This window comes from Bacillus carboniphilus (assembly GCF_039522365.1).
Lineage (GTDB): Bacteria > Bacillota > Bacilli > Bacillales > JC228 > Bacillus_BF > Bacillus_BF carboniphilus.
In genome coordinates this window covers 31,832-52,820 of record NZ_BAAADJ010000022.1, presented here as the reverse complement: position 1 = coordinate 52,820, position 20,989 = coordinate 31,832, and the positions used below count along the sequence as shown (strand labels likewise).

The 20,989-nt window shown below is 40.3% G+C and carries 18 protein-coding genes; 1 reads left to right on the top strand and 17 read right to left on the bottom strand.

From position 1 onward, the window contains the following. Positions 1-81 precede the first annotated feature (81 nt). The 5 genes from rpoZ to ABDZ91_RS11480 all read right to left on the bottom strand — a co-directional run bounded on the left by rpoZ (position 82) and on the right by ABDZ91_RS11480 (position 4,901). Entirely contained in the window at positions 82-282 is a 201-nt protein-coding gene (rpoZ, locus tag ABDZ91_RS11500) for a DNA-directed RNA polymerase subunit omega (RefSeq protein ID WP_343799118.1), read from the bottom strand. Positions 283-287: 5 nt separating this feature from the next. After that, positions 288-905: a guanylate kinase gene (gmk, locus tag ABDZ91_RS11495; RefSeq protein ID WP_343799116.1), complete on the bottom strand. Its 618-nt coding sequence runs from the start codon at positions 903-905 to the stop codon at positions 288-290. A gap of 9 nt (positions 906-914) precedes the next feature. Next, positions 915-1,178, bottom strand: a complete 264-nt coding sequence (gene remA / locus ABDZ91_RS11490; protein ID WP_343799114.1) for an extracellular matrix/biofilm regulator RemA — start codon at positions 1,176-1,178, stop codon at positions 915-917. Positions 1,179-1,235: 57 nt separating this feature from the next. After that, the gene (locus ABDZ91_RS11485; protein ID WP_425541824.1) at positions 1,236-2,114 is read right to left on the bottom strand and encodes a YicC/YloC family endoribonuclease; all 879 of its coding nucleotides are present in this window, start codon (positions 2,112-2,114) and stop codon (positions 1,236-1,238) included. A gap of 108 nt (positions 2,115-2,222) precedes the next feature. Further along, entirely contained in the window at positions 2,223-4,901 is a 2,679-nt protein-coding gene (locus ABDZ91_RS11480; protein ID WP_343799112.1) for a calcium-translocating P-type ATPase, SERCA-type, read from the bottom strand. A gap of 147 nt (positions 4,902-5,048) precedes the next feature. On the opposite strand from ABDZ91_RS11480, the gene ABDZ91_RS11475 reads away from it, so the two are divergent. Then, entirely contained in the window at positions 5,049-6,755 is a 1,707-nt protein-coding gene (locus ABDZ91_RS11475; RefSeq protein ID WP_343799110.1) for an Rqc2 family fibronectin-binding protein, read from the top strand. Positions 6,756-7,224: 469 nt separating this feature from the next. On the opposite strand, the gene pyrE is transcribed toward ABDZ91_RS11475, so the two are convergent. From pyrE to lspA, 12 genes are all read right to left on the bottom strand, one after another. Continuing rightward, entirely contained in the window at positions 7,225-7,857 is a 633-nt protein-coding gene (gene pyrE, locus ABDZ91_RS11470) for an orotate phosphoribosyltransferase (RefSeq protein ID WP_343799108.1), read from the bottom strand. After that, the gene (gene pyrF, locus ABDZ91_RS11465; RefSeq protein WP_343799106.1) at positions 7,854-8,573 is read right to left on the bottom strand and encodes an orotidine-5'-phosphate decarboxylase; all 720 of its coding nucleotides are present in this window, start codon (positions 8,571-8,573) and stop codon (positions 7,854-7,856) included. The genes pyrE and pyrF overlap by 4 nt, the downstream gene beginning before the upstream one ends. Next, positions 8,542-9,477: a dihydroorotate dehydrogenase gene (locus ABDZ91_RS11460; protein ID WP_343799104.1), complete on the bottom strand. Its 936-nt coding sequence runs from the start codon at positions 9,475-9,477 to the stop codon at positions 8,542-8,544. The genes pyrF and ABDZ91_RS11460 overlap by 32 nt, the downstream gene beginning before the upstream one ends. After that, the gene (locus ABDZ91_RS11455) at positions 9,477-10,244 is read right to left on the bottom strand and encodes a dihydroorotate dehydrogenase electron transfer subunit (RefSeq protein WP_343799102.1); all 768 of its coding nucleotides are present in this window, start codon (positions 10,242-10,244) and stop codon (positions 9,477-9,479) included. The genes ABDZ91_RS11460 and ABDZ91_RS11455 overlap by 1 nt, the downstream gene beginning before the upstream one ends. Next, positions 10,234-13,452, bottom strand: a complete 3,219-nt coding sequence (gene carB, locus ABDZ91_RS11450; protein WP_343799100.1) for a carbamoyl-phosphate synthase large subunit — start codon at positions 13,450-13,452, stop codon at positions 10,234-10,236. Before carB ends, ABDZ91_RS11455 begins: the two co-directional genes overlap by 11 nt. A gap of 341 nt (positions 13,453-13,793) precedes the next feature. Continuing rightward, positions 13,794-14,867, bottom strand: coding sequence for a glutamine-hydrolyzing carbamoyl-phosphate synthase small subunit (carA, locus tag ABDZ91_RS11445; protein WP_343799098.1), 1,074 nt, complete (start codon positions 14,865-14,867; stop codon positions 13,794-13,796). After that, positions 14,864-16,144: a dihydroorotase gene (locus ABDZ91_RS11440; protein WP_343799096.1), complete on the bottom strand. Its 1,281-nt coding sequence runs from the start codon at positions 16,142-16,144 to the stop codon at positions 14,864-14,866. Before ABDZ91_RS11440 ends, carA begins: the two co-directional genes overlap by 4 nt. After that, the gene (locus ABDZ91_RS11435; protein ID WP_343799094.1) at positions 16,110-17,036 is read right to left on the bottom strand and encodes an aspartate carbamoyltransferase catalytic subunit; all 927 of its coding nucleotides are present in this window, start codon (positions 17,034-17,036) and stop codon (positions 16,110-16,112) included. The genes ABDZ91_RS11440 and ABDZ91_RS11435 overlap by 35 nt, the downstream gene beginning before the upstream one ends. A gap of 213 nt (positions 17,037-17,249) precedes the next feature. Continuing rightward, positions 17,250-18,581 carry a uracil-xanthine permease family protein gene (locus tag ABDZ91_RS11430; RefSeq protein WP_343799092.1) on the bottom strand — a complete coding sequence of 444 codons (1,332 nt, stop codon included), beginning with the start codon at positions 18,579-18,581 and terminating at the stop codon, positions 17,250-17,252. A gap of 184 nt (positions 18,582-18,765) precedes the next feature. Further along, a complete protein-coding gene (gene pyrR / locus ABDZ91_RS11425) occupies positions 18,766-19,305 on the bottom strand; it encodes a bifunctional pyr operon transcriptional regulator/uracil phosphoribosyltransferase PyrR (RefSeq protein WP_343799090.1) in 540 nt (179 codons plus the stop codon). Between the two features lie 200 nt (positions 19,306-19,505). After that, the gene (locus ABDZ91_RS11420; RefSeq protein WP_343799088.1) at positions 19,506-20,417 is read right to left on the bottom strand and encodes an RluA family pseudouridine synthase; all 912 of its coding nucleotides are present in this window, start codon (positions 20,415-20,417) and stop codon (positions 19,506-19,508) included. Further along, a complete protein-coding gene (lspA, locus tag ABDZ91_RS11415; RefSeq protein WP_343799086.1) occupies positions 20,383-20,889 on the bottom strand; it encodes a signal peptidase II in 507 nt (168 codons plus the stop codon). The genes ABDZ91_RS11420 and lspA overlap by 35 nt, the downstream gene beginning before the upstream one ends. Positions 20,890-20,989: the final 100 nt, after the last annotated feature.

Here is a 20,989-nt window from a genome sequence, read left to right as displayed (position 1 = left end):
ATGAATCAATTTTCCAAATACAACAAAGGGCCTGACCCCAAGTGTATTCTTGGGGTCAGACCCCTAAATGAGTCTGTGCTGTTAATCTTTTGCTGCCATTCTTAGGCCACCATTGTTAATTTCCTCAAGTGCTTTACCAACAAACTTATGGGATATATATTTTTCTTGAAGTGGTGTTTCTTCTTTCAACTGAAGTTTACGAGCTCTTTTAGCAGCGATGGTTACTAAGGAATATTTAGAATCTATTTTCGTTAATAAGGAATCAATTGATGGATTCAGCATGGATATCAGTCCACTCCTAACATTTCTTTATAAATTTTTTCAACTCGTTCACGACGGCAATGTTCTGCCGCTACGATTGAATCAATCGTGTCACAGGCTGATTCAATTCTATCATTAACAACGACGTAATCATACAAATTCATCAACATTAATTCTTCTTTAGCCGCATTTAATCGATCCTGAATGATTTCTTCAGAATCTGTACCACGACCTGTTAATCTAGAACGAAGCTCGTGTAGGCTTGGTGGCACTAGAAAAATGAACAATCCATCAGGAAACTTTTCTCTTACTTGTCTAGCCCCTTGGACTTCAATTTCTAGAAACACATCCCTACCTTCATCTAATGTTTGACGAACGTAATCAACAGGAGTTCCATAGTAGTTGCCGACATACTCTGCGTACTCTAATAGTTCTCCTTTTTCAATCATTTGTTCAAACTCGTCTCTGGATTTAAAGAAATAATCCACTCCATTTGTTTCACCTTCACGTGGATTTCTTGTTGTTACAGAAATCGAGTATTCATATTTTGTATTATCTTTTGAAAAAATCGCTTTTCGAACTGTCCCTTTTCCAACACCGGATGGTCCAGATAAAACGATCAAAAGACCTTTCTTACCTCTCATAAATTGTTCCTACCCTTCATCCACGATCTCTTCACGGTCCACTAATCGATGTGCTACAGTCTCAGGTTGAACAGCGGACAGAATGACATGGTCTGAATCCATGATTAAAACTGCTCGTGTGCGTCTACCATAGGTCGCATCAATTAGCATATTTCGATCACGTGCGTCTTGTACCAATCGTTTAATGGGAGCCGATTCAGGACTCACGATAGAAATTAAGCGATTGGCAGATACTATATTTCCGAAACCAATGTTTATAAGCTGTATGCCCATAGGACCTCCTAATACTCAATATCATATTTTGACCGTTCACGTAAGCAATTATTCCAATTACTCGATATTTTGAACTTGTTCACGCATTTTTTCAAGAATTGTTTTCAATTCTACCACATCTTGCGCAATTTGTTTGTCATTTGCCTTTGAGCCAATCGTGTTAATTTCACGATTCATTTCTTGAATAATAAAGTCTAATTTTCTACCTACAGGCTCATTACTCTCGAGTGATTGTAAAAACTGTGTGCAATGGCTTGTCAATCTAGTTAACTCTTCACTTATATCGGCCTTATCGGCAAATATGGCCACCTCAGTTAGAAGTCGATTTTCATCCAACTGACCACTCTGGAAGTCATATAACCGTTTTTCCAATCGTTCCTTATATTGCTCGGTAACGAGTGGGGCTGACTTTTCAAGGTTATTTACCTTACCTTGTATTTGATCTATGTATTTAAGCAAATCCTTTTTTAACTCTTGCCCTTCAAGTTGTCTCATATTCGCTAAATTCTTCACAGCTTCTTCAAATGAATCAAGAATAAGCTGTTCAAGTTCCACTAGGTTTTCCTCTTCCTTTTCAACAATTTGAAAAAAATCTTCTCTTTGAATGACGTTTGGAAGTGTCATTTCATCCTGTAAAGAATAGCGTTGTTTCACTTGTTTTATTGCGGTTACATATTGGTCAAGAAGTTCCCAATCCACTTGTAGAGACCGAGTAGTTAATCCTTCACCCTCTACATTTAAGTATCCCTCTACACGACCACGTCTAATGTATGATTGAACTTTCTTTTTAATCTTATCTTCAATATAAATGAAAGATCTAGGGATTCTTAAAGAGACCTCACAAAAACGATGATTAACCGCTTTTAATTCAACACTTACTTGATAAGGGCCAGACTCCTTTTTACTCCTGCCATAGCCTGTCATACTCATGATCACAATTATCACAACCTTTATTTAAACGGGCTAGATTTGAGTTTGAAAATTACGTAAAAAACGAAAGAAAAGGTAATAGAATCTCTATTACCTTTTGGATTATATCACATATTATTTTGTTTTTCTTGTAAAATGTGACCCTACCCAAACAAATGTTGGAATTGCCGCCAGACCAGTAATAAACAGCCAATCTTTCACGTCAATGGCCACTGTATGGAATACAGGTTGTAGAGGTGGATAGTAAATAACAATAAACATTAACACTAGAGAGGACAACACCGCACCGATTAAATATTTATTCTCAAATGGATTTCTTGCAAAAACAGAGTGGTCACTTCTACAATCAAATACGTGAATCAACTGAGCCATAACTAACGTTGCAAAAGCAACAGTTTGAGCATATGCTAAACGGTCATCTTGCCCTTGATACGCAATCATAAAGGCAATTAACGTAACTAATCCAATTAGGAACCCTCTTGAAACAACCTTCCAACCTAAACCTCTTGCAAATACGCCTTCCTTTGGATGCCTTGGTTTTCTATTCATCACATCATCTTCAGAAGGATCCAATCCAAGGGCCATTGCTGGTAATCCATCTGTTACTAGGTTCACCCAAAGGATCTGGATTGGGACGAGAGGTAAAGGCAATGCGAGAAGCATCGCAAACAACATCACTAAAATTTCACCAACATTAGAAGCTAATAAGTATCGAATGAACTTTCGAATATTTTCATAGATGTTCCGACCTTCTTCAATAGCTGCTTTAATAGTTGTAAAATTATCATCTAATAAAACAAGGGAAGACGCTTCTTTCGCAACATCCGTACCCGTGATTCCCATCGCTACGCCAATATCAGCTGCTTTTATAGCAGGAGCATCATTTACACCATCTCCTGTCATAGCAACAATGTGTCCACGATTTTGAAACGCTTTTACAATTTTCAGCTTATGCTCAGGAGATACGCGAGCAAATACTGCCGTTTTTTCCACCACATCTTCTAGCTCTTCCACTGACATGTCATTTAACTGATGACCTTCTAGAACAATATGTTGACTTGATAATATACCAAGTTGCTTGGCAATAGCTTTAGCTGTCGATACATGATCGCCCGTAATCATGACCGTTTGTATGCCCGCTTTTTTACACTCCTTAACCGCTTCCCTTACCTCTGGACGCGGTGGGTCAATCATACCTTGTAAACCAATTAGAGTTAAATCTTTCTCTGCTTCTGCTTCATGAAGAGGATAGGTACCGTTACTCAAAGGTCTATACGCAACGGCAATGGTACGTAAGGCATCTTGAGCCATTGACTCAATGGCTCCCACCACTGTTTTTCGATGAGAATCAGAGAAATATTGAAGCTTATTATCATACAGAATAGAGTCGCTCACCTTCAGGAGGACGTCTGGTGCACCCTTTGTGACAACGAATTTTTTGCCATTTGGGTCCTCGACAACGACACTCATCATTTTTCGATCAGAGTCAAACGGGAACTCATGTACAATTCTAAATTGCTTCTGTAGACTATCTCTGGTATAACCCGCTTTCATAGCAGCGATTAGCATGGCGCCTTCAGTTGGGTCACCATCTAAATGGTACTGGTCTCCATCGTATTTTAACTCTGCGTGGTTACATAACATTCCAAAGGAAAGTAATTGTTGAAATGCCTTTTCTTCTTTTATTTGAACGGATCTTTCACCTTGTAGAAATTCTCCTCTAGGTTCATACCCTTGTCCTGTTACATCCCACGTTTTTCCACCGCTCCATAGTTTGGTCACCGTCATCTTGTTTTGTGTCATTGTTCCTGTTTTATCAGAACAAATAACTGATGCACATCCGAGTGTCTCAACCGCAGGAAGCTTTCGGACAATGGCTTTTCGTTTAATCATTTTCTGAACACCGAGAGACAGAGCAACCGTAACAATGGCCGGAAGACCTTCTGGAATAGCAGCAACCGCTAAACTAACTCCAGCAAAGAACATCGTATATAAATCATGACCTTGAATGACCCCAACTACCACGACCAGAGCGGTTAACAAGAGGGCCGCAATAATCAAAATCTTTCCTAGTTCTTCTAAGCGCCTTTGAAGCGGAGTCATCATGGACTCTGCCGTTTGTAATAAATCAGCAATTTGTCCCATTGCTGTTTTCATTCCAACGGACACTACAACTCCCACACCGGAACCGCGTGTAACTAATGTTCCCATGAAGGCCATATTATGCATATCTCCAATCGACAGCTTTTGCTCTCGGATTGGTGAAACATTTTTTTCAACTGGAACCGACTCACCCGTTAGAGCAGATTCCTCTATTTCCAAACTTTTTGCTTCAATAATTCGCAGGTCAGCCCCAATTCGATCGCCCGATGTAAATTTAACGATATCACCAGGAACTACTTCTTTAGAAGGGATCTTCTCCCATTCACCATTTCGGAGGACGGTTACCTGGGGTGCTGATAATTCCTTAAGTGCTTGTAGCGATTTTTCTGCTTTCCTCTCTTGGAAAAAGCCGAGAACTCCATTGATCAAAACAATCGCCATAATGGCAATGGCATCCACATACTCTCCCAAAATACCAGATATAAAAGTAGCTCCTAATAAAACGAGAACCATAAAGTCCTTGAACTGACTAAAGAACAGGAGAAGGGCTGATTGTTTTTCTCCTTCTTGTAGTTCGTTAAAACCATGTTGTTTGCGTCGTTTCTTCACCTCTTCATTCGATAATCCATTTTCAAAATCAGTACTTAAACTCTTTTTCAAATCTTCTACGGGCATTTCATGAAATTTCATATCCTAGCTCACTTCCCCCTTCATCAATAAGAAGAGTTGTCCTTCTCTCTTTCGATACTTATTCAGAGTTGTCCCAAAAAATGATATAATCTTCGTATACTTATAAAGTTCTTTGCTCGTACAATACATATAAAGGATGTTAAGGACATGTCGTTTGACGGATTATTTACACGAGCCATGGTTCACGAACTTCAATCTCTAATTGGAGCCAGAATTTCCAAGGTTCATCAACCATATAAATTAGAAGTTGTTTTACAAATCAGAGGAAATGGAAATAACCAGAAACTCCTTCTGTCTACTCACCCAAGTTTCCACCGAGTACAACTAACGGAAGAGGGATATGAGAATCCAAAAGAGCCTCCGATGTTCTGTATGCTTTTACGAAAGCACTTAGAAGGTGGGATTATTGAAGCCATTGAACAGAAAGGCTTGGATCGAATCATTACATTTAAAGTGAAATCGAGAAACGAATTAGGAGATTGGAAAAATAAGCTTCTGATCATAGAGTTGATGGGAAGACACAGTAACTTGCTACTAGTCGACCCTGATAAAAATACCATTCTTGATTGTATTAAACATATTCCACCAGCTGTGAACCGATTCCGTACATTACTACCGGGCCATACGTATGTATCCCCACCTTCTCAAGAGAAGGAGAATCCTATTGAAGCTACAGAAGAAGTTGTATTGAAGAAAATTGATTTCACTGGAGGTAAAATTGCTCAGCAAATGGTTCAGAAATTTGAGGGGCTCTCACCACTGATCGCAAAGGAAATCATCTCACGAATTCCTTTAGCGAATCGCGCAACAGTACCTAATATGTTTGTGGAAGTCATGAAGCCAATCCGAGACCACGCTTATCAACCGTCCATCATGGAGGGTGACCAAAAAGAAGCCTTTTACATGATACCTCTACAGCACATCAGTACAGAGATAAAATCCTTCTCCACACTGAGTGAATTGCTAGATCGGTATTATTTTGGTAAGGCAGAGAGAGACCGGATTAAACAAGTAGCTTCCGACCTGGAAAGAACACTCCAACAAGAGAAGCGTAAAAACGAAAACAAAATTGAAAAATTACAGCAAACATTAGAAGATGCGAAACAAGCAGACAAGTATCAGCTGTATGGGGAATTGTTGACTGCCAATTTGTATAGAGTGACAAAAGGGATGGAAGAAGTAGAAGTAGAAAACTACTACAGTGAAGATGCTGAGACCATTGTGATTTCATTAAACCCAAACAAGTCACCTTCAGAAAATGCTCAAGGCTATTATGCAAAATATCAAAAGATGAAAAATGCAATCGTAGTGGTTCAAGAGCAAATCGAACAAACAAAAGAAGAAATCGAATATCTTGAAGTGTTAATGCAGCAGCTAGACAATGCTTCACCTAAAGATGTGGAAGAAATTCGGGAGGAGCTTGTCGAAGAAGGCTATATTAAAGCAAGAGCCAGCAAAGGGAAAAAGAAAAACAAACCTCAGACCCCAACTCTTGAATTGTATAAAGCAACGGATGGGACAGACATTCTTGTAGGTAAAAACAACAAACAAAATGATTATTTAACCAACCGTGTAGCTAAAAAAGATGAAATATGGCTTCATACAAAGGATATCCCGGGATCTCACGTTGTGATTCGTTCCCTTGAACCATCAGAAGAAACCATACTAGAAGCTGCTACTCTAGCTGCATACTTTAGTAAAGCGCGAAGCTCTAGCTCTGTACCGGTTGATTTTACAAAAGTCCGCCATGTGAAAAAACCAAGCGGTGCTAAACCTGGTTTTGTGATTTATGAACAACAGCAAACGGTATATGTAACGCCGAAAGAAGAGCTTGTTATGGCGTTGCGACAATAGTAATAATGGACTCACATTTATGGATGTGGGTCTTTTTTTGATTTTCAGCAATTTTAATGGAAGTTTTTTTATCCTTGCACTTTTTTGTGGCAGTATCGCCTATATTGGAGGAGAATCAGCGGATTTTAAAAAGGAATACCGGCTTGTGTTGATAGAGAGGCTGATGGTTAGTGCGGAAAATGGAATTTGAGTGCGATTTCTGGGATTTGGGTGCGAAAATCTCATTTTGAGTGCGAAAATCGTGATTTAAGTGCGAATATCGTTTTGAGTGCGAAAACATAGAGTTTTAGTGCCAAAACTGATGATTTATGTGCGAAAAATTAGATTTGAGTGCGGCCGCCACCACCCCAACAACCGCAAAACCGATACCCTCATGTGCGGAAATCGAATTTAAGTGCGACCGCCCCCAACAACCGGCCCTCCCATAAAATAAAAAACCACAGTCATAAGCTGTGGCACCACTACATCTCTACTTCAAAACAACCTTCCATTCTTCCGGGTTTTTCTGCCATTCTCTTAAAATATCTAAATCCTCTTCCCGTACAGCCCCTACTTCGACTGCCGTTTCAATTAAGTCCCTATACGTACATAGAGAATAAGATTCAATTCCAGCATCCTGTAACTGCTTTAACCCTTTTTCTAAACCATAAGTAAAAATAGATATAACCCCAAGTACTGTACACCCATTCTCACGGAGGGCTTCCACAACTTTTATTACGCTTTTACCCGTAGAGATTAGATCCTCCACAACTACAACTTGATCGCCTTCTCTTATAAAACCTTCAATCTGATTTTTACGACCATGACCTTTTGCCTCGCCTCTAACATAACTCATCGGGAGGTCTAGCTTTTCACTTACTAGAGCCGCATGAGGAATCCCTGCTGTTGCCGTTCCTGAAATATGCGTCACTTCTGGAAATCTTAATTGAATCTCTTCAGCTAATAATCTTGCAATTTCCTTTCTTACTGCAGGAAATGATAGAGTTAATCGATTATCACAATAAATAGGTGATTGAATTCCGGAAGCCCACGTAAATGGTTCTTCTGGGCTCAAATGGACCGCTTTAATTTCTAGTAAACTCTTTGCTAGTTGTCCGCTCATAGAATCGTTTCCTCCCATTCTTTTTGAATCTGTTCATAAGCTAAAACCGGATTCTCAGCACGCGTAATCGGACGACCTACTACGATGTATGAAGACTGGTTTCGCTTTGCATCGGCTGGGGTGGCAATTCTTTTTTGATCTCCAATATCTGCACCCGCTGGTCTAATTCCCGGTGTTACCGTCACAAAATCTGAACCAACAACCTCTTTCAATCTCTTACTTTCAAGTGGAGAGCAAACCACCCCATCCAAACCAGCCTCTTTTACAAGTAACGCCTGTTTTTCAACCATGTCCGCTAAAGCTAGATCAGTGAACCCTTCTAAATGGAGCTGCTCCTCTGAAGTACTCGTTAATTGAGTAACTGCAATGCATAAAGGGCGAGATTTCCCTGACGGAGTTCCTTCTATCAACCCTTCCATTGCTCCTCTCATCATAGCTGTTCCACCGTAAGCATGAACATTGATTAAGTCCACTCCGAGAGAAGCTAACCTTTTCATGGCACTGTAGACGGTATTGGGTATATCATGTAGCTTTAAATCAAGAAAAACAGAATGCCCAGCTTCTTTTAGATAAGTAACGACTTTAGGTCCTTCTGCATAAAAAAGCTCCATCCCTACTTTTACAAAAAGCGACTCTCCCTTAAACTTTCCTAGGAACGATTGAACTTCATCCAAATTAGGAAAATCAAGAGCTATGATGATAGGCGACTTTGTCATTTCTATGACTCCTTCCAATGCATTCTTGAACATGACTAAATCCTAACTCCTCTAGTTTCCCTGGAAGTTCTTCTATGATGTTTTTACAAATAAAAGGATTTACGAAGTTAGCCGTTCCTACAGCTACCGCACTTGCCCCTGCTGATAAAAAGTCAATAACGTCCTCAGTAGACTGGACTCCACCCATACCAATGATTGGAATGTTCACATGCTTACTCACTTCATAAACCATTCGAATCGCTACGGGTTTAATGGCAGGCCCTGATAAACCACCGGTACCATTTTGAATAATAGGCTTTCCAGTAGTAGGGTGAAGTCTCATCCCTAACAAAGTATTGATCATACTTAACCCGTCTGCCCCTGCTTGCTCCACAGCCTTTGCCATCGAAACGATATCTGTAACATTTGGAGACAGTTTCACATACACAGGTACTTGCGAGACTTCCTTCACTTTTTTCGTTAATTCGTTTGCTATAACCGGATCACTACCAAATGCAATTCCCCCATGCTTCACATTCGGACATGAAATATTAAGTTCAAGAGCTTTTACATTTTCAACAGTACTAATCTCACGAGCTACCTTCACGTAATCATCCATCGTGGCTCCCGCTACATTCGCAATTATCGGGACATCATATTGCGATAACCAAGGAAGTTCTTCAGAGGATACCTTTTCTAACCCTGGATTTTGAAGTCCGATAGCATTTAACATCCCGCTAGGCGTTTCTGCCACACGAGGGGTTGGATTTCCTAAGCGAGGTTCAGGTGTTGTTGCCTTAATCATGATGGCACCTAACAAACTCAGATCATAAAAACGACTATACTCACGACCAAACCCAAAGCATCCCGATGCAGGCATAATGGGATTTTTAAGAGATAAGCCGGGAAGATTTAAATCTAACATTAGACTAATACCTCCTTAGCTAAAAATACAGGACCATCACAGCACACTTTGTAGTAACTTCCGTCATCCTTAGATTGTTTGACGATACATGCGAAGCAAGCCCCGACTCCACATCCCATTCGCTCTTCCATAGAGATCCACAACCGGTCATCCGTAAACCTATTTTTTAAAGCTTTCAACATCGGTGTTGGACCACATGCAAAAACATCATCAAACTGGGAATCTAGTTTTTCAATCACATCAGTCACAAAGCCTTTTTGACCACGAGAACCGTCATTTGTTGCAATAAACGTTGGTCCCAATTTAGCAAATTCATCTTCTAAAAAAATACTCTCTTTATTCTGGAAGCCAAATACATGTGTAACCTGATGTCCTTTTTCAACGAGTTGTTTAGAGAGTTCGTATAACGGAGGAACCCCAATTCCTCCGCCTACGATTAAAATAGAACTTTTTTCACTCGGTAGGGTAAATCCATTCCCTAAAGGTCCCAAAACATTCACTTTTTCTCCTACTTGCTTTTGAGAAAGATATTGGGTCCCGGTTCCACTCCCGCCAGCTCTGTAAATGAGTGTGCATCTTTTTTGATCGACAGAATACTCTGAGATACTTATCGGTCTGCGCAACAACATCGAGTGATCACCAACTTGGATATGAACAAACTGACCAGGTGCAGTCATATCAGTTACGAGTTCCCCCTCTAGCACTAATCGATAAGTGCTTTGAGCAATCTCTTCATGTTCGATGATTGTCATGTCCTCAATGCGCATAGTGAATCTCCTTTGTTGAATTAGGATTTGTTTTCTTCAGACCCACAGTAGAGAAAGTCAGGGATTCAATGACCCGAATAAGTGCTTCTGCTGTATCTAATGAGGTTAGGCATGGTATTCCATTTTCGACTGACTCTCTACGGATTCTGAAGCCATCTCTCTCAGGTTGTTTCCCTTTTGTTAGCGTATTGATCACGATTTGCACTTGATTTTGCCTAATTTCATCTAATAAATTAGGACCATCTTCTCCAATTTTTTGAACCTCTTTAACCGGAAGATTTTCACTAGCTAGCAAGTCTGCAGTTCCTTTTGTAGCGAATAGCTGGAAGCCAAGCTGTAGAAGGCGATTTGCCAAGTGAAGCGTATCTTCCTTATCTTTATCAGCTACCGTTAATAGGACATTTCCGTGTTCTGGAATCTTAAATCCAGCTGAAATTAATCCTTTGTATAGAGCTTTTTCTAAGGTTTTATCTTTCCCCATTACTTCTCCTGTTGACTTCATTTCAGGTCCAAGTGTAATGTCTAATCTTCTTAACTTAGCGAATGAAAATACCGGTACTTTCACATACACTTCATCCATTGGCTGGACATACTCTTCATGTATACCAATATCCGCTAAAGTTGCGCCTAGCATGATTTGAGTAGCGATATTGGCCATTGGCACGTTTGTTATTTTACTAAGGAATGGAAGTGTCCGACTAGAACGTGGGTTTACCTCGATTACGTATAACTCATTGTCTGCCAATACGAATTGAATATTGAATAAACCTTTAATGTTCAAACCTTTTGCCAGCTTCCGTGTACTTTCGATCACATTTTCAATCTGTGATTCTGTTAAACTCTGCGGTGGATAAACCGCGATGGAATCACCAGAGTGAACGCCTGCTCTTTCAATATGTTCCATAATTCCTGGTATTATAATTTTTTCTCCATCAGAGATTGCATCTACTTCGATTTCTTTACCTGTAATATAGCGGTCAATGAGGACTGGATGCTCACGGTTAACCTTAACTGCATTCTCCATATAAGCCCCAAGTTCATTCTCGCTATACACAATCTCCATGGCTCTTCCACCTAAAACGTAGGATGGTCGAACTAACACTGGGTAGCCGATGGAGTTGGCAGTTGCAATGGCCTCTTCTGTTGTAAAAACAGTCGTTCCTTCTGGCTTTGCAATGGCTAATTGATCTAGTAATCTTTCAAACCTTTTGCGGTCTTCAGCTAAGTCGATACTATCTAAACTAGTCCCCAATATTTTGACTCCACGCTTAGCCAATCCTTCAGCAAGATTGATTGCCGTTTGCCCACCAAATTGGACGATGACGCCAATCGGTTTTTCTAGTTCAATCACGTGCATGACATCTTCAATTGTTAATGGTTCAAAATAAAGTCTGTCACTCATGGAATAATCCGTTGATACCGTTTCTGGGTTGTTATTGATTACAATTGCTTCATAGCCTTGCTCTTGAATCGCCCAAACAGAATGGACCGTAGAGTAGTCAAACTCAACCCCTTGCCCGATTCGAATTGGACCGCTACCAATGACAACCACACTTTCTTTTTCAGTTCGAATCGATTCATTTTCTTGTTCATACGTACTGTAAAAATAAGGTGTTTGGGCTTCGAACTCTGCCCCACAAGTATCCACCATTTTATAGATTGGCTTAAGGTTTAATCCCTTTCTAAAAGCCTCTACTTCACGTTCGGATTGGTTCCATAGTTTTGCAATGGCCCAGTCCGAAAAACCTGATTCCTTAGCTTTTTTCAAAAGTTGCTCATGGTTTGGATGCTTTTTCAACTCATTCTCTAGAGTAATAATGTTTTCAAACTTCCATAAGAAAAAGTAGTCAATTTTACTCCACTCGTGGATGGTTTCCACTGACACGCCTCTTCTTAGGGCTTCTGCCACATAAAATAATCGCTCGTCTCCTGCTTTTTGTATTCTCTTCGCAAGGAGCTCATCGTCAATCCCGTCTTCCAGCATAAAAATATGGGAAGTTCCAAGTTCAAGTGATCGAACGGCTTTTAGTATAGATTCCTCGAAGTTTCGACCAATCGCCATAACCTCTCCCGTTGCTTTCATTTGAGGCCCTAGCGTACGCTTGGCAGATTCAAATTTATCAAACGGCCACCTTGGAATCTTTGTAACCACATAATCTAACGTTGGCTCGAAGCTGGCATACGTATTGCCGGTTACAGGGTTAATAAGCTCATCTAGTGAATAACCCACAGCTAACTTAGCTGCTAGTTTCGCTATCGGATAACCCGTTGCTTTTGACGCGAGCGCAGATGAACGACTTACTCGTGGATTTACCTCAATGACATAGTACTGAGCGCTATGTGGATCTAAAGCCAACTGTACGTTACAGCCACCTTCGATTTTTAAAGCACGTATGATTTTTAAAGATACATGTCGGAGCATTTGGTATTCCTGGTCAGATAACGTTTGGCTCGGCGCTACAACGATTGAATCTCCAGTATGGATACCGACTGGATCAACGTTTTCCATATTACAAACAACGATAGCTTGATCCTTCCGATCGCGCATAACCTCATACTCAATTTCCTTCATCCCTGCGATACTCTTTTCAAGAAGAACTTGCCCAACGGGACTTGCCTTCAGACCACTTTTTACAATTTCTCTTAAAGATGCTTCATGGTCACAAATTCCTCCACCTGTTCCTCCTAATGTATAGGCAGGACGTACGATTACTGGATATCCAATCTGTTCTACGAAATCAAGGGCATCCTCTAAAGTGTGAGCAATTGTACTTTCTGGTACTGGCTGACCTAACTCATCCATTAAGGAACGGAAAAGTTCACGGTCTTCTGCTTGCTGAATAGAAGAAAGCTTTGTTCCAATCAATTCGACATTACACTCTTCTAAAATTCCAGAGCGGTCCAGCTCAACAGCTAAATTAAGTCCTGTTTGTCCACCTAATGTTGGAAGTAATGCATCTGGACGTTCCTTTCGAATAATTCTCGAAACAAACTCAAGCGTTAATGGTTCCATATACACCACGTCAGCCATTTCAGGATCTGTCATAATCGTTGCAGGATTTGAGTTTACTAGAATCACTCGATATCCTTCTTCTTTTAGCGCAAGGCAAGCTTGTGTCCCCGCGTAATCAAATTCAGCTGCTTGCCCGATCACAATGGGACCAGACCCAATTACCATGATTGAACGTATATCATCTCTTCTTGGCATATGAAAGCTCCTCTCGTATTTCGTGCGTTGTTTTATGTTAATTGACCCGTTTCATTTTTAGTTAATGTGTTGCTATCGGAAACTTTTGCGGCTCTATCGGAAAAATTAGCAACCCTATCGAAAATTCCGGGGCCGCTATCAGAAATTTCCACCTTAATTCAGAACTAAAAGCTCACTATTCAGAACTCAGCTCCATCTTTTCGGAACTAAATGTTTACATTCCAGAACTCAGCCCCATTTTTCAGAACTAAGCATTGCATATTCAGAACTTAGAGCCCACATTTCAGAACACAACCTTCTCAATTCGGAACTTAGTTCTCCACCTAAGCCCCTCTAGTCACCTACACCAAACTCTTCTCCAACGTCTCCATCCACTCATCAAACAAATAAGAAGAATCATCTGGACCTGGCGATGCTTCTGGGTGATATTGAACCGAAAAAGCCGGATACTTACGGTGTCTTACACCTTCAACTGTGCCATCGTTAATGGCAACATGTGTCATTTCTAAATCCGTTCCTTCTAATGAGTCTTTGTCCACTGCATACCCATGGTTTTGCGAAGTGATGTACACCTTATCATGCTTGATATCTTTCACAGGGTGGTTGGCACCTCTGTGTCCGAACTTCAATTTATATGTTTTCGCTCCACAAGCTAAAGACAATAGCTGATGTCCTAAGCAAATTCCGAAGATTGGAAGCTTACCTAAAATCCCTTTAATCATCTCTACTGCATGCCCAACGTCCTCAGGATTCCCTGGACCGTTAGACAAAACCACTCCATCTGGAGCTAGGGTCAATAGTTCCTCGCTGGTGATTGTGTGTGGAACCACTAACACATTCGCGTCACGCTGATTCAGTTCACGTAATATCCCATGCTTCATTCCAAAGTCAACAACCACCACTCGTTTTCCTCTTCCTGGACTTGGGTATGGAGTTTTCGTTGACACCTGTGCCACCTGATCAGTCGGCCAACTACGCTCTAGTAAGCTAGTCACTACCTCTTTTTCATCCTGCTCTTCATTCACGATAGCCCCTCTTAATGAACCATGTTCACGAATGATTTTTGTCAGCATTCTTGTATCAATCCCCTTTAAGCCAGGAATTTGATGCATTTTTAAAAATTCATCAATACTCCATTTCTCTTGCCAATGAGAAGGGCGATCGCAACTTTCTTTTACGATTAAAGCTTGGATATGTGGTTTGAAAGATTCCATATCCTCTCGATTTAACCCATAGTTTCCAATTAGTGGATACGTCATGACTACCATCTGTCCATAGTAAGATGGATCCGTCAGTACCTCTTGATAACCAGTCATCCCCGTTTGGAACACTACTTCACCAAAGGATTCTGTATTAAAACCAAAGCCTTCTCCGTGTAAAACCATTCCATTTTCTAAAACTAGCTTTTTCTTCATGCTGTAACCCCCTGCTCTTGATAGACGATTTTTCCATTCACCATCGTTAAGACTGGCCATCCTTTGCATTCCCAGCCTGCAAACGGTGTGTTTTTGCCTTTAGATAAAAATTCATTAGGGTCAATTTGTTGTTCTTTAGACACATCTACTAACACAAGGTCAGCTTCTTTCCCAACTTCTAGGTGACCAAATGGTAGTGAAAAAGCTTCAGAAGGTCGAACCGTTAACCAATCTACTAATTGTTTTAATGTGAATCTTCCCGTTTCTACAAAATGTGTATATAGCAGTGGAAATGCTGTTTCCAATCCAACAATTCCAAAAGGCGCTTTCTCAATTCCAGCCTCTTTTTCTTCTAGTGTGTGTGGAGCATGATCCGTTGCAATAAAATCAATCGTTCCATCTAGCAACCCTTCAATGAGTGCCTCTCTATCTTCCGTTGAGCGAAGTGGGGGATTCATTTTATAAGTTGCAAGTGGTTCTTTTATATCTTCTTCCGTCATTAAAAGGTGATGAGGGGTTACTTCCGCCGTTACACGAATTCCCGCTCTTTTGGCATCTCGAATCACACGAACTGATTCTTTTGTACTGACATGGCAGACGTGATAATGACAGTTTGCCGCTTCAGCCAGCAGTACATCTCTAGCAATATGCACCGATTCACAGACTGAAGGAATTCCGTTAATGCCAAGCTCTTCAGATTTCTTCCCTTCATGGATGGCACCACTATTGATTAACGTATTTTCTTCACAATGTGCGATGACTGGCTTTCCAATACTTGCAGCTTTTTTCATAGCTTCTAGCATCATACCTGCAGATTGAATTCCAACTCCATCGTCTGTAAATCCTAAAATTTCTTTATAGTTCAGCGAAGCAAAGTCTACGAGTTCCTTACCGGCTTCCCGAATTGTGATGGAAGCATAAGGGAGAACTCTTACTTCCGCAGTTTCTTCAATTCGTTTCAGAAGCTGTTCAACATGCTCAACTGTGTCTGGAACAGGTCTTGTGTTTGGCATTGGTGCAATCGTTGTAAAACCACCGCGTGCTGCAGCCTTTGTACCTGTTTCAATCGTTTCTTTATGTTCACCACCAGGCTCACGAAGATGTACATGTAAATCTACAAAACCAGGGAAAACAAATTTTCCACGTCCATCAATGATCTCAGCAGAATCGATTTCTAACTGTCCCATTCCGCTAATTTTTCCATCTTGAACAAAGATATCTCCACTTACCATTTCTTCTCCATCAAACCATTTGACGTTCTTGAACAATGTTTTCATATCGATTTCTCCCCCATTTTTGTAGTAATGTTTCCATCATAGCCATTCGAACAAACACACCATTTTTCATTTGCTCAAAAATTCTAGATTGTGGTGCTTCTACTAATTCATCTGAAATTTCTACACCACGATTTACCGGTGCCGGATGCATGATGATACTGTCTGGCTTCATTTTTTTAGCTCTATCAACTGTTAGTCCATATTGATCGTGATATGTCTCAAGACTGTAATGGGCTGCATGTCTTTCGAGCTGAACACGTAGCATCATGACGACATCCACCTCTTCAATCGCTTCATCCACACTCACATATTTTCCAAAGCCTAATAAGTTTTCATCTTTCCACTCGTCTGGACTGGAAAAGTAAACTTCTGCACCCAACATTGAAAGTGCCTTTGCATTGGATCGAGCTACCCTACTATGCTTCAGGTCACCACAGATCATGACTTTTAATCCTACAAACCTACCAAACTCTTTTTGGATGGTGTATAAATCTAGTAAACATTGAGAGGGGTGCTGCCCACTTCCATCTCCAGCGTTAATAATGGGAATCTCAACATGATCTAGTAAAGTCTTATAAAAGTCATTTTCCGGATGTCTAATCACAAGCATGTTGCACCCGATGGCTTCAAGAGTTTTTACCGTGTCATACAAAGTCTCCCCTTTCTGTACGCTTGAGGTACTTACTTCAAAAGGGATCACTTGTAGTTGAAGCTTTCTCTGAGCAACTTCGAAGCTAAGTTTCGTTCGTGTGCTCGCTTCAAAAAATAGATTGGAGACAAGAACCTGATTGTTTTGTGTAAGATATCTCTGTTCTTCAAATGCTTTAGCCATGGATAGAATGTCATGAATCTCTCTTGTTGAGAAATCTTCCATTGAAACGATGTGTCTCATGTACTGCTCCCCTCTCACCTTCATTTTTTACAAAAAAAACACCTTGAGCTTGAGACTCAAGGTGTTGGTGCTTTCTCATTTGGCTGCGAGAAAACAGACTGGTATGAAGAATGCCCTAAAACCAGCTCTAGAGCAATCCCATCCAATCACGAGGATACCTCCTCATCAGGTCACCTTTTGAAGCCTCTCTGGACTTACATTAAAAGGTTTATCTTATACAGCTTTTAGTTTTTCAGTTTCATCTGTTTGATCTTCAGTATCAGCATCAAACATTTCGTCAATATCTACTTTTGTTTTACCAGGAAGAATCTGGTTTAATAGAATTCCGGATAGAGCTGCCAACGCCATTGCAGAAATCGTAAAGTTTTCAAGTTGGATATACGCTCCACCAATTCCGATTACTAAGATAACGGAAGGGATAATCAAGTTTCTTTGTTGGCTAAGATCCACTTTATTGTCTACCATCATGCGAAGTCCACTTGATGCGATGATACCGAATAGTAAGATGGATACTCCACCCATTACTGCTGTAGGGATTGAGGCAATCACTGCAGAAACTTTCCCAATCATTCCGAACATAATGGCTGTTACTGCCGCTCCACCGATAATGAATACACTAAACACTCTCGTAATGGCTAAAACTCCAATGTTTTCCCCGTAAGTTGTGTTTGGTGGTCCACCTACTAAACTAGCAATCATGGTTGCGACCCCGTCACCCATTATGGAACGGTGAAGACCAGGCTTCTTAATAAAATTCCGTCCTACTACTTTACTTAATACCATTTGATGACCTGTATGCTCTGCTAGTGTTACAAAGGCTACTGGTGCGATAAGTCCTACTACTGTCCATGAGAAGGTTGGTGTGTAAGTTACATACGGTATAAGTAATTCTGGTAGCTGAAACCATTTTGCATCCATAATTGGTTGTAAATTAACCAACCCATAGAAATAAGCTGTAATGTATCCTCCGACTACACCGATTAAAACTGGAATTAGTTTGAAGAATCCTCTAAAGAAGATGGCAGCTATAATCGTAATTGCTAATGTGATAAGTGCTACTTGAATATGAGTTAAGCTATAATTTCCATCTGCATCATTCATTGCCATTCCTACTGCTGTTGGTGCTAACCCTAAACCGATAACCATAATGACTGGACCCACTACAATTGGTGGCAGGACATTGAACAACCAGTTAACTCCAAGCCATCTAATCAGAAGAGAAACAACTCCGTAGACCAAACCTGCTACAAAACATCCAAACATAACAGCTTCTGGACCTTCTAAGGTCTTGGCTGAAATGATAGGTGCAATAAACGCAAACGACGAGCCAAGATACGCCGGAATTCTACCTCTTGTGATTAAAAGATAAGCTAGTGTTCCAAGACCACTTGAAATCAAGGCTACTGCAGGGTCTAACCCTACTAGCATTGGTACTAATATAGTTGCGCCAAACATGGCGAATAAGTGCTGAATACTTAAGATAATCCATTGATTCACTTTTGGGACTTCTCGTACGTCTAGAACTGGTTTTTGATTGTTGTTCATATAAAATCTCCTCTTCCTCGTTTTTATTTTTTTATTAAAGTCCCCATAAAAAAACCTCTTTATGACCATTAGGGCACAAAGAGGGTACGAAGAACGAATTCATATTAGGATAAAATCAGCCTAATCTGAACCACGTACTCCCTTTGGCAGCCTCACAGGACCACATTTAAAAGGGAACTATATATCACTTTTCAAAAATAGTAACTCCATCTACTTGGTCTACCTCATCAAGCTGTACAACGATTTTTTCCGTTTTGGATGTCGGTACATTTTTACCTACATAGTCAGCGCGTATGGGTAGTTCTCGGTGTCCCCGATCAACAAGGACAGCCAACTGAATCATGGTTGGTCTCCCTAAATCAACGAGTGCACCTAAAGCAGCTCTTACGGTTCGACCCGTATATAGCACATCGTCAATGACAATGACTTTCTTTTGGTGTATATTAACCGGAATGTCAGACCCTTTAACTAAAGGTTCTTGATTATTGGTTTTCTCGGTTAGGTCATCTCTGTAAAGAGTGATGTCTAGCTCTCCAACCGGAATGGACTTTCCTTCAATCTCTTCAATCCTTTTGGCAAGCCGATTTGCTAAGTAAATCCCTCTTGTTTTAATGCCAACTAAGACACAATCTTCAATTCCTTTGTTTTTCTCAATAATTTCGTGGGCAATTCGCGTTAAAGCTCTTTTCATCGCTTGTGCGTCCATTACTTGTGCTTTCTCCAATGAATGTACCCCCTTTTTCTTATCATCTTGGTAACAAAAAAACCTCTCACTTGAGACGTGAGAGGTTTGGATAGACCTGTTTAAGATACACTGCACCTAATGCACAGTTATATCCTTATCCGTTACCTTCTCAGCCTCACGGGACTGTCTTTAAAGGTCTTTCTTAACTATTACTAGAATAGAGGTAATCGCGAAATTTGTCAATTACTTTTTCGCAAGAATTCTAACAACCTTGTTAATTCTTCAGGCATAGGTGCTTTAAACTCCAAGTATTCTTCCGTACGTGGATGGATAAAGCCTAATACTTGAGCATGAAGTGCTTGGCCGTCAATGTCCAACGTCTTTCTAGGTCCGTATTTGGGATCTCCAGCTAGTGGATACCCAATGTATTTCATATGAACGCGAATTTGATGAGTTCTTCCTGTTTCTAATATACACTCAACAAATGTATAATCCGTAAATCTCTCTAATACTTTAAAATGTGTAACAGCATGTCTACCATTATCAACAACAGTCATTCGTTGACGGTCTTTTGGATCTCTTCCAAGCGGTGCATCTATAGTTCCTACATCATGCGGAATTACACCATGCACAATGGCAACATACTTTCTTGTCACTGTTTTTTCCTGAAGTTGTTTCACTAACTTTTCATGAGCCATGTCATTTTTAGCGACCATTAGTAAACCAGATGTGTCCATATCAATTCTATGAACGATTCCTGGTCTTAACACACCATTGATGCCTGATAGGTCTTTACAATGGTACAAAAGGCCGTTTACTAGTGTTCCTCCAGGATGACCAGGTGCTGGGTGAACAACCATTCCTCTTGGCTTATTGACCACAATAACATCTTGATCTTCATAATAGATATCTAAGTCCATTGGTTCAGGAACGGCATCTAATTCCTCTGGCTCCGGTACAGTGATGACGACTTCGTCTCCTTCTGAAACCTTGTAATTTGTTTTAACCGTTTCTCCATTTACCTTCACAGATCCATCCTTGATCCATGATTGAATTTGACTTCTGGACCAATCATCATCAAATGAAGCTAAAACTTTATCAATCCGCTGTCCAGCATCATTGCTTTGTATGTTGTATTCCATCGTTTCCATTTAATTTTTTCTCCTTTTTTGCCATTCGTTCCTCAAGTAGCATCCAGATCATAAGTAAAATAACTCCCACTACAAGGCATGAGTCTGCTACGTTAAAGATTGGAAAATCATAGCTGAAAATATAGACATCAATAAAGTCGACCACTTCTTTACGGTAGACACGATCAATAAAGTTACCGATTGCTCCACCAAGCATTAAAGCAAGAGCAGCACTTGCTAATATCTTGCCCTTTGCGTATTTTTGCATGTAATAAACAATCCCGATAATAACAACAACCGTTATGACGTAGAAGAACCACATTTGTCCTTGAAGGATTCCCCAAGCCGCCCCTTTATTACGGTGTGAAGTAATGTACAGAAAATCTTCCATAACGACTATGCTCTGACCTAATTCCATATGTTTTAAAATTAACCATTTTGTCCATTGGTCAGCCACAATCATAAGTAAAGCGATTATGTAATAGATAAACAACTTCCAGACCTCCGTCCAATCAGACTATGTAATGATTTTAGCACACTTTTTGTGGAAGAGGAATTTATGGTTAATATCCTCTATACGTTTGCTTTGAATG